This is a genomic window from Coleofasciculus sp., from assembly GCF_046539235.1.
Lineage (GTDB): Bacteria > Cyanobacteriota > Cyanobacteriia > Cyanobacteriales > Coleofasciculaceae > Coleofasciculus.
The window spans coordinates 1-9,049 of the sequence record NZ_JBKHHI010000272.1 but is presented as its reverse complement, the minus strand read 5'-3'; the positions used below and the strand labels follow the sequence as shown (position 1 = coordinate 9,049).

The 9,049-nt window shown below is 44.2% G+C and carries 12 protein-coding genes; 11 read left to right on the top strand and 1 reads right to left on the bottom strand.

What is annotated here, in order from left to right:
* The first annotated feature begins 777 nt into the window (after positions 1-777).
* The 6 genes from ACLFWI_RS20810 (at position 778) to ACLFWI_RS20785 (ending at position 4,257) form a co-directional block, all read left to right on the top strand.
* Positions 778-1,512 (top strand): nickel/cobalt transporter, encoded by a 735-nt coding sequence (locus ACLFWI_RS20810; RefSeq protein WP_446414497.1) that lies wholly within the window; start codon positions 778-780, stop codon positions 1,510-1,512.
* 35 nt (positions 1,513-1,547) lie between these two features.
* Positions 1,548-2,024, top strand: a complete 477-nt coding sequence (locus ACLFWI_RS20805) for a hypothetical protein (protein WP_446414496.1) — start codon at positions 1,548-1,550, stop codon at positions 2,022-2,024.
* A gap of 73 nt (positions 2,025-2,097) precedes the next feature.
* The gene (locus tag ACLFWI_RS20800; RefSeq protein ID WP_446414495.1) at positions 2,098-2,673 is read left to right on the top strand and encodes a Uma2 family endonuclease; all 576 of its coding nucleotides are present in this window, start codon (positions 2,098-2,100) and stop codon (positions 2,671-2,673) included.
* 15 nt (positions 2,674-2,688) lie between these two features.
* On the top strand, positions 2,689-2,907 hold the full coding sequence (locus ACLFWI_RS20795; RefSeq protein WP_446414494.1) for an element excision factor XisH family protein: 219 nt from the start codon (positions 2,689-2,691) through the stop codon (positions 2,905-2,907).
* 55 nt (positions 2,908-2,962) lie between these two features.
* Positions 2,963-3,298 (top strand): element excision factor XisI family protein, encoded by a 336-nt coding sequence (locus ACLFWI_RS20790; protein ID WP_446414493.1) that lies wholly within the window; start codon positions 2,963-2,965, stop codon positions 3,296-3,298.
* A 131-nt stretch (positions 3,299-3,429) separates the two neighbouring features.
* On the top strand, positions 3,430-4,257 hold the full coding sequence (locus ACLFWI_RS20785; protein WP_446414492.1) for an AlbA family DNA-binding domain-containing protein: 828 nt from the start codon (positions 3,430-3,432) through the stop codon (positions 4,255-4,257).
* Positions 4,258-4,508: 251 nt separating this feature from the next.
* Here ACLFWI_RS20785 and ACLFWI_RS20780 read toward each other — a convergent pair whose 3' ends face one another.
* Positions 4,509-5,666: a helix-turn-helix domain-containing protein gene (locus ACLFWI_RS20780; RefSeq protein ID WP_446414491.1), complete on the bottom strand. Its 1,158-nt coding sequence runs from the start codon at positions 5,664-5,666 to the stop codon at positions 4,509-4,511.
* Between the two features lie 93 nt (positions 5,667-5,759).
* Between ACLFWI_RS20780 and ACLFWI_RS20775 the strand changes: the two genes are divergently transcribed.
* The 5 genes from ACLFWI_RS20775 to ACLFWI_RS20755 all read left to right on the top strand — a co-directional run bounded on the left by ACLFWI_RS20775 (position 5,760) and on the right by ACLFWI_RS20755 (position 8,675).
* Positions 5,760-6,389: a hypothetical protein gene (locus ACLFWI_RS20775; protein WP_446414490.1), complete on the top strand. Its 630-nt coding sequence runs from the start codon at positions 5,760-5,762 to the stop codon at positions 6,387-6,389.
* 267 nt (positions 6,390-6,656) lie between these two features.
* Complete coding sequence (locus ACLFWI_RS20770) at positions 6,657-7,154, top strand: helix-turn-helix domain-containing protein (protein ID WP_446414489.1); 498 nt, start codon at positions 6,657-6,659, stop codon at positions 7,152-7,154.
* 198 nt (positions 7,155-7,352) lie between these two features.
* On the top strand, positions 7,353-7,697 hold the full coding sequence (locus tag ACLFWI_RS20765; protein WP_446414488.1) for a hypothetical protein: 345 nt from the start codon (positions 7,353-7,355) through the stop codon (positions 7,695-7,697).
* Positions 7,698-7,782: 85 nt separating this feature from the next.
* Positions 7,783-8,370, top strand: a complete 588-nt coding sequence (locus ACLFWI_RS20760; RefSeq protein WP_446414487.1) for a hypothetical protein — start codon at positions 7,783-7,785, stop codon at positions 8,368-8,370.
* Complete coding sequence (locus ACLFWI_RS20755; protein ID WP_446371209.1) at positions 8,370-8,675, top strand: helix-turn-helix domain-containing protein; 306 nt, start codon at positions 8,370-8,372, stop codon at positions 8,673-8,675. The genes ACLFWI_RS20760 and ACLFWI_RS20755 overlap by 1 nt, the downstream gene beginning before the upstream one ends.
* Positions 8,676-9,049 lie beyond the last annotated feature (374 nt).

The window sequence follows — 9,049 nt, the reverse complement described above, 5'->3', positions numbered from 1 at the left end:
AACAGTTGGTTTACACCAATGTGAACATGATGGATGAATACCTCCCTGGTATCATAGCGGTGACGAAGGGGGAAGTGTCGCCAGCCGATGCGATTTATCAGATTTGAGGGGAAACTTGAAACCTAATATCAGTCAATATCGCGAGTTTATTAAGTTTTCCTAAGATGAGTGAAGTGCGATCGCCTGTTTGGGGGTATGATTGAGGGTTTGAATAAAAACCCATTATCTTAGTGTGCTAAACTGTTAAAATAAACTTGACTTAAACTAATAATTGGAATTTGGACAAACAAAGCAAGTTTGCGTAAAATTTACGCAAATAGTTTGAGAGATAACAGCTCCTCTATCTCAGCAAGAGGAGGCGATTGAAATCGCTGCTACACAAACTTGCGTCCGCCTGCGCGGACTTTGTTGTAACGGGGGTAGCGTTTGCCGGATTTAGTATGATGTAAACCCATCCTATTTCTGGTGTTGTTCATTATAATACCAAGTGGGTCGCCGCTACCGATTAAAACGGCATTTCTGGATCATGGGACTAACGATAGGTTAGCGACATTCAAGTCGGGCAAGAGATATAATGCTGACTTAATCGTAAAAGCGGTGAATTGAACATCAGTAAAACCCATGCCCTCGAAGGTTGTGAAGGGTCGGATGTCCAACCTAGAAGTCGGGTAACTTTGTCTGCTCTTTGGGTCGATAAAGAAACCACGACTATAGCTTGATTCTTAGTCGTGGAGACTTCACAGAAAAAATCCCCTAACTTACCCACTCACTTTTCCCATGTCACAAGCGTGTATTTTAGCTCACTTGAGTCACACATCCTCTGTACCGAACCTGATCGCCTCTGAACCGACGTTAAGTAAGATTTTAATCGGGATCGCGATCGCGTTTGGATTCGGTGCGGTTCATGCACTGTCCCCTGGACATGGTAAAACCCTTGTTAGTGCCTATTTTATTGGCTCTCAAGGCACCGCACAACAGGCTGTTTTACTGGGATTAACGATAACCTTTACTCATACTCTGAGTATTTTCCTCTTGGGTGCGATCGCGCTGTTTGCATCTCAATACTTCTTACCTGAACAATCCTATCCGATACTGAGTTTCGTGAGCGGGTTAACCATTGGTATCGTCGGATTGAGCCTGCTGAGAAAGCGGTTGCATTCTGATTCCCATTGCCATTCACACGCTCATGCACACTCACCCACTAGCTTTTCATCCCTGGTTAAATTAGGGATTGCGGGGGGATTAATTCCTTGTCCTTCTGCATTGGTGATGTTATTGAGTGCTGTGGCTCTGCACCAGATTAGCTATGGGCTGTTTCTGGTGGGCGGGTTTAGTCTGGGGTTAGCATCAGTGTTAGTTATTTTGGGTGTCGTCGCCATTTATGCTCGTCAGTGGCTGGAGCGATTGCCACAAACAGATCAAGTGTTGCAGAAGTTATCCATTTTGAGTGCGATCGTGATCATGGTCATTGGCTTTGGTATAACCGTTGTTTCAGTCACTACCTCGTTATGAGGCAAAATCAATCACAACCTTTTCAGAGATATCAAATGAAAGTAAAACAGTTCTTTGTTGTCCTACTGGTACTTGTCAGTCTTTTGGGCTTTCCTACAGAAGCGTTTGCCCATGGTGTAGAAACAAACTATAACTTAAACATTAAGTCCCTGGAACTTCAATCGCTGTTCAGCACAGGGGAAGCGTTTAAAGATGCACCTGTAATTGTCCATCCTCCTGCGGGTTCAGACTATGCGCCGATTGAAGGAAGGACAAACGAACAAGGGATGTTTGTTTTTGAACCCGACTACTCCGTCAGTGGAGAGTGGGAGGTGGAGATTGGTGAGGATAGTCATTGGGATATGTTAGTGATTCCGGTGAGCGATCGCGGAATTGATGTCGAGGCGATCAGCCAGATTCAGGAGGATCATCCTCACCATCATCACTATCTTGCCAGTCAAATTATGGTCGTGGTGCTTGCCATTGGTTGCGGCATTGGTAGTCAATTTGTCAGCCATAAATTCAAGGGTTAACCCTGTAGGGGCGCACAGACGTGCGCCCACAGGCAGAAAAACAGGCGATCGCAATTTTGAGTTGTGACGAACAATGATTCCAATTATTATCCCACAAACCCTAAAAGTTACTCATGAGCAGTTTGAGGAACTCGCTGCGGCTAATCGCGACGTGCGACTCGAACGAACAGCGATCGGAGAATTAATTATTATGCCACCCACTGGAGGAATTACCGGAAAACGGAATATTGATATCGCGTTTCAGCTTCAAGCATGGAACCGTCAGGCTGGTTTAGGAGTTGCTTTTGATTCTTCGACAGCGTTTCGGCTTCCTAATGGTGCAGATCGTTCTCCTGATGCATCGTGGGTGAGTCAAGAACGATGGGATACATTGACACCCGAACAACAGGAAGCATTTCCGCCACTGTGTCCGGATTTTGCGATCGAATTGCGTTCTAAGAGTGACAATATGGAACCTTTACGCAAAAAGATGCAGGAATATTTAGACAATGGGTTGCGTTTGGGGTGGTTGATTGATGCGAAGAATAAAAAGGTTGAAATTTATCGACCGAATCGGGAGGTTGAGGTTTTAGAGTCCCCAGATAGCTTATCAGGGGAAGATGTTTTACCGGGATTTGTACTGGATTTACAGGTGGTTTTGGCTAGTTAACAGTCAGTTCTTTCTATGCCAGCTAAAGATATCTACCATGATACCGTTAAAAACGCCCTGATCAAAGATGATTGGATTATCACAAATGATCCACTTACCATAGAATGGGGCAAAAAAGATTTATTTATCGATCTAGGAGCTGAAAAACTTATCGCAGTCTCTGTGAGTGCAAAAGTCTTATTCTCAATGTACCTCACCAGCATGGAAAACGCTGTATCGGCGGAATTTTGTTAGAAAATAAACGTTTAAGTTTAATTGTGTTTGATTCGGTGAAGGAGGCAATAGTGCGATGGATACTCTAAATAACTACCATCAAATTATTTATGACATTCTCCACGATTATTTTCAAATACCCTATGCTTACGGAGATTTACAAAGACGATTAATTATTAGTGAAGACAAAAATAATTACCTACTTCTAACCTTGGGATGGCAAAATAAAAAACGGGTACATGGTTGCCTGGTTCACATCGAAATTATTAATGATAAAATTTGGATTCATCGAGATGGTACAGAAGACGGTATTGCTAACGATCTGATTGCCGCAGGTATCCCCAAAGATAAAATTGTCCTGGGATTTCATCCCCCTGATGTTCGCCCTTATACAGAATTTGCGGTTCAGTGAACGAACCAGGATGAAGCCTAACACTATATTGGATATACTGTATGTATTAGTTGTTGGTAAAATAAATAGATAGGTGAATAGCTTGATAAACAGCTAGATAAAGAAAAAAATTTAATGTAGCTTTCAGCATTATGTCCAAAATCAATCTCGACACCTTTGACTTAACACAACTGATACCTGAAGAAGACGATTATTTTGAATTTAAATCGAGTAGTACTCAACTCCAAGATCTCAAGAAAAAATTAAGCTGTGCTGTATCAGGCTTTGCCAATTCTGGTGGGGGATGCTTTGTTGCTGGTGTTAACAATGAAGGAAAGGCAGATGGTGGTTTTCCCTTGAAAATTGGAAAACAAGATTTACGAGACTGGATCGATCAAGTTATTCATCAAGTAGAACCATCTCCCCAATACGAAATTAAACTAATACAAGACCCAATGGGGCGCGGTAGTATTGAGCCAGATAAAGCAGTTTTCTTAGTCGCTATTCATGAAAGTTACATGGCTCCCCACATGGCTCCGGATAATTGCTACTACATCCGAGCAGGTGCACATACAGTTAAAGCTAAACATTTTATTGTTGATGCTATTTGGGCTAAACGACACTTTTCAAAACCACGCCTCACACATTTACTTCGTTTAAAACCGGATAAAGGAAAAGCTATACAGCTTGGAATTTTGGCGCTGACGGACGCACCAGCACTTGATGTGGCAATTAACATTGAACCCTTGCCTCAATTGCTCAGACAGCAATCCGGGCTTTTCCCCCTTAATTTGTCTTTAATTGATCGCAGTAATCCATTTTTTCTTGATATTGCAGGTTTGTCTCAGGCTCAACCTTCTTTGGAAGAAGACATAATTATTGACGTGCAATATCATGATCTTGCTGGCAATTATTATGTATACAATAAAACGATTCAAAGTTCTAATTCTGCTCTTCCAATCTCTCTGAATAAATCATGATTATTCCAATATTGAGAATATACTTAAATCAATCAACAAGAACCTTGAAAAGTTGTCCAGAAAATAGAGAGGATAATGAATTTCAGTAATTTACGCGGCATAACAACCTTGCGCCATCGGAGCCAAGTTAATCTGTCGCTGAGTTGCAGATTCTGCTTACACTCTTAGTTAACTTAAACCTTCATTCCATCTGAATAATAGAGGAACTCGGTATGTATGAGAAGCGATCGCACTCCATACACACCCATTGATTAACTGGCAATTTCTTCAAGTGTTTGCTCAGTCATAAACAGCCGATCCTCCAATTCAATATCGCTAATACCCAGCATTTCCGCTACCCGCCGCAGGGATAATTTTTCCATTAGAACAGCACGATAGGCAAGTTCTAGGAAGATTCTGGGTAAACGTTTTTCCACAGGAAGAAAACCCTCTCCACTCTCCTCAAACGAAGAACTATAACCCAAATTTCGAGATAAACGTGCGGGCTGAATCTGCTTAAAGTCTTCCTGAGAACCTGCGAGTTGATGTTCCAAATCCAATCGAACTAACATTTCTTCATAGCTAACGCCGAAGTAGTGGGCTAAATGCACAACTTCCGCCGGATGCCTAACCCGTTTGATGCCCAAATTATGTAAACGTTCCTGCAATGCTGCGGAAGGAATCAGAAAAGAGGCAGAAAATTTTTCAGCAAAACATTCCAACGGATTAGTATCTCTAGGGTGACAAAGAATAGCTAGTTGGTCATATTGATAGAGACAATGAGCTAATCCATGAGCCAAGCTAAAAGAGAGACGAGTATCAGTCTGGGTTTGGTTAATAGCAATAATATTCCCCAGTTTAGGATGAGACAAAAATAGCCCAGAGATAGCATTTTGTTCGTTGCCAAAGGGAATGATAAATATCATTAATCCTTGAGCCTCTAAGAAGCTTCGCAAATCAACTATAGGAGCCATTCCCAAGTTGTAGTGATATCGAGCCTTTTGAGCCGCTAACACCGCCGTCTCGGTTTCCGGTAAGAGGCGATTAGCAAGCGGGGCAAAAGGGGGGTGAGAAACGCCAGGAAAAGGAGTATCCGTCTGAGTGTAGAGTTCCTCTAGGGCATAAATTTTTTCAATCAAACGGGCAATTCCCGCCTTACTAGAAGCAGAAATAGTTTCAGAATTAAGCCGTAATGCTTCTTCCCAGTCGGATTGAACCGTTTCTTCGCCAAATAGCGATCGCAGTGGCACCCCGTAAAGCCGAGATAGACGCTCCAAGGTAAGAGCATCCACCCGACGCTTCCCGCTCTCATACTGATTTAGAGCCGCCGCCGTGACATCTATAACTTGAGCGGCTTCGGTTTGACTTATTCGAGAACGCTCACGCGCTAGCCGCAGGCGCTGACCGAGAATTTCGTAATTCATGTTCATCTGAATTAGCCTGAAAGAGGCTGATGCTGATTTTTATATTAACATAATGTTAATATAAAATTTTATATTTATTTTTATTAACGATTAATTAGCATGACACAAATTATTATAGATACCGTAGTCTTGCGGGTGATGAGTTTTGCCCACCCCCAAGGAATAGAAATTATGCTGGACGCTATCAATGTCTCCTGTGGGCTGTTTCCCACTGAAGTTTATAACCGCGATGAGGATAATCTTCCTCTAGAAGTTAACGATGAGGAGTTAAGTGAACTAGCGAGGGGACTGCGATACGCTCAGCGTCAGATACAACAACTCCCGCCAACAGAATCTCGGCGTTTCCAAACTTGGCTCAAAAATGCAGAGCAGCTTAATCATCATTTTGATCAAGGAAGCCTTGTTGTTGAAATTTTGACGGTGGAAGAACTCTACAAACGAGAGATGCTTCAGATAAACTATCCACAGTTAGGTAAAGGAGAGGTGGCTTGTTTGGTGCTAGCCCAGCGTTACCAAGTGCAAGCAGTATTTCTTTCGTCGGATGATAAAGCTTGTGAAGTAGCCAAAGAGTTGAAAATTCCCCATCTGACTTTGCCAGATATTCTTGAGGCTTGGGTGCAAACGAAGCAGCCACCGCAAGATGAACTCAATACCCTAATTGAAGGTATGGCTAACGCGCAATTTGGTTTGAAACGGAGCTTTATAGAACAACTGCGACAGCGATTATAGCGTTTCTGATCAGGATAGATGCAGGGGGTGAGGGCGCAAGCCTTGCGCCCCTACATTCACCTCTTCTGTTAGTCGCTGATCAGGCTGGATTCGATTACTAATGGCAAATTGGCAAGATAGAGCGATCGCACTCCCAAATTTTCTGGCATCCTAGAGATGATTACCTGTCCCCTAGAACAGCTTCATGCCCCTTTCCTACTGCACCCAAAAAGAAATCCCACCAGCATCTCAACCCACAGACGTTGATTGGTGTAGAGGTTTTGCAGCATGAAGCCAGATAGCAAGTATCAGCCACTCCTGGAATTTCTGCGTCAGAGCAATCAAGCTGAAATAAGTCTCACCTTTGCAGAAATTGAGGAACTCATGAATGACACCTTACCCGACTCAGCACGTAAAAAACGGGCATGGTGGAGCAATCGCAGCAAAGGCGCACTGCAAGCTTCTGCTTGGATGGAAGCCGGATATCGGGTTGAGGATGTGGATTTTGAGCAGCAACGGGTGACATTTCGCCAACCTACAGCAAAACTTAAAGTTCAGCGTATGGGTGACACTGTGCTATGGAACGCTGAACTCATCAAAGCACTGCGCCGCCACATGGGTTTAACCCAGGCAGAATTTGCCCAAAGGCTGGGTGTGCGACAGAAAACCGTCAGTAATTGGGAAATTGGTCTATATGAGCCGCCTCTGTCTACTTCTAAACATCTAGAATTGGTTGCTCAATTAGTTGGATTTAGATACGAGGAAGGGTCAGAAAATTCGGAGTAGGGTATTGACACAGAAGTAACTTTTTTACTATATTGTCAGCATAGTCGTTGGAGCTGACAATAGTCAAGCCTCAACAACCCAAAAATTCCCCAAACCACCGCTATCGCTGCGCTTATTGAAGTTTGAACCTGCGTAGGCAGGTTTGGTTTGTATAGCTGTGGTTTCAACCGCCAAGCCATTCACGAGCAATAATCTACCATGCAACCCATACGCCATCGCATCAACCCCAAAACCTTTGTCATCACCCTTGGGCAAATCGCTAAACTCCTGAGAATCCCCCAAGAGCGCATCCTCAATTGGGAAAAATGGCATAACGTTCTTTGGGTACATATCAAAGGAATCGGTGGTTACTTCGTCAGTTATCGCCAAATTGAACAGTGGATTGCCGCTTGTCGCACGCTCATACGCTACTGTCCTAACCTAAATGCCCTCGATCGCCTCTGGCAATCAATCTGCATTGAAGCCCAACGCTATACACCAGAGGCATTATCCCGACTCGAAATAATCCACCAGCAGCGATATGTCTATTTATCCAACCGCTAACAAATCCAAATGTGTCACAAGCCAGCATCAAGTTTCCGACGCTTCCCGCCGACTTGTGACTACCCCATAAACGGAGACTTTTACTATGTTAAAACCAAACTGTCCCCCTGGTGAACTCACCTACCAGCAAGGCTATCAACAAGCGTTAGAGGATTTCGCGATCGCGCCTCTGTTCACCCACCTAGAAACCTACTCTGAGCCTGACTTTGATCCTGCTCGGATGCAGCTTACCCCATCCGAACTGGAAAGCCTCGCCGCGATCCTGATCCGAGACTTAACTGCCAACCTGAACGGAAAGGCGATCGCACTTTATCTCAACGCCCTACGTCACGGTAGCACTGATTTACTTCCCAGCTTCAGTTTCCGGCGATTTCTTTTCTCATCCATTGACCTACCCGCCAACTTTCCCCAGGTCAAACCGCCTCGTTTTGGAGACGGAGACAAACTGAAATGGACAAGCGATCGCCAAGATAATCTTAAATCACCAGACTGGGGGATTGCGATCGGCAGATTTTACAGCTTTGCGCCTCATCACTGTGCTTGGACATGGTGCTATCTGATTTGGCTAGACCAACGTTCCCCCAGTTGCCGGTGGACGGTAGCTGATACCGCTTGGGAAGACGATCTCGAACCCTTCGGCTTCGCTCAGGGTCAACCCTTGGAGGAAGTCTGATGAGAAGTCCCCGTCCGATAACCGAACGCGAACAAGCCTTAATTGACCTCTACGGCTACTGTCAACTTGGAATGACGCCGCAACAGTTTTACGCCAAATGGCAGGTGAATCATGAAACCATTGCCTTTATCTGCGATCGTTCCATGTCTACCGTCGAAAACTGGTTCAGAAGAGGTCGCAACTATCGCCGTCCTCAACCCAGAGATTTGCGCCATCTTGCCTTGATGGACTTTGTGTTAGAACGTTATGAAGATATTCCGGGTGAATTGTTAGATTGGCTTTGCCCTCCTGAGTCTAATCCATAAAAAATCTTAAGCAGAATGTCACCGACTTGAGGTTGGTGGGCAATGCCCACCCTACGGCATATCAAGGATTTTGGTGATCCAAAAATGCTTGCTTCATTGCCATTCCTCTTGAGAAACACATTCTGACTCAAGGACTTAAGTATAGCAACCGCCATAGCGGTTAGGACACATCATTTATGTTCCAGACGCGCCATGGCGCGTCTCTACAATGGTGCCGAAAGTCCTAATCGATGTGTCTACTGCTATAAAGGGCGACCCGACCCAATTGAATGGACTGGTGTTGAAAATTAGAGCAAGCGGGTCGCCCCTACAGTTTCCAAATGACAAATGACGAATGACAAATGACAAATGACAAATGACGAATGACAAATGAC

What these genes read in the sequence shown, in the direction of transcription:
- ACLFWI_RS20810 (WP_446414497.1), top strand. Translation starts at nt 778, where the DNA reads ATGTCACAAGCGTGTATTTTAGCTCACTTGAGTCACACATCCTCTGTA.
- ACLFWI_RS20805 (WP_446414496.1), top strand. Translation starts at nt 1,548, where the DNA reads ATGAAAGTAAAACAGTTCTTTGTTGTCCTACTGGTACTTGTCAGTCTT.
- ACLFWI_RS20800 (WP_446414495.1), top strand. Translation starts at nt 2,098, where the DNA reads ATGATTCCAATTATTATCCCACAAACCCTAAAAGTTACTCATGAGCAG.
- ACLFWI_RS20795 (WP_446414494.1), top strand. Translation starts at nt 2,689, where the DNA reads ATGCCAGCTAAAGATATCTACCATGATACCGTTAAAAACGCCCTGATC.
- ACLFWI_RS20790 (WP_446414493.1), top strand. Translation starts at nt 2,963, where the DNA reads ATGGATACTCTAAATAACTACCATCAAATTATTTATGACATTCTCCAC.
- ACLFWI_RS20785 (WP_446414492.1), top strand. Translation starts at nt 3,430, where the DNA reads ATGTCCAAAATCAATCTCGACACCTTTGACTTAACACAACTGATACCT.
- ACLFWI_RS20780 (WP_446414491.1), bottom strand. Translation starts at nt 5,666, where the DNA reads ATGAACATGAATTACGAAATTCTCGGTCAGCGCCTGCGGCTAGCGCGT.
- ACLFWI_RS20775 (WP_446414490.1), top strand. Translation starts at nt 5,760, where the DNA reads ATGACACAAATTATTATAGATACCGTAGTCTTGCGGGTGATGAGTTTT.
- ACLFWI_RS20770 (WP_446414489.1), top strand. Translation starts at nt 6,657, where the DNA reads ATGAAGCCAGATAGCAAGTATCAGCCACTCCTGGAATTTCTGCGTCAG.
- ACLFWI_RS20765 (WP_446414488.1), top strand. Translation starts at nt 7,353, where the DNA reads ATGCAACCCATACGCCATCGCATCAACCCCAAAACCTTTGTCATCACC.
- ACLFWI_RS20760 (WP_446414487.1), top strand. Translation starts at nt 7,783, where the DNA reads ATGTTAAAACCAAACTGTCCCCCTGGTGAACTCACCTACCAGCAAGGC.
- ACLFWI_RS20755 (WP_446371209.1), top strand. Translation starts at nt 8,370, where the DNA reads ATGAGAAGTCCCCGTCCGATAACCGAACGCGAACAAGCCTTAATTGAC.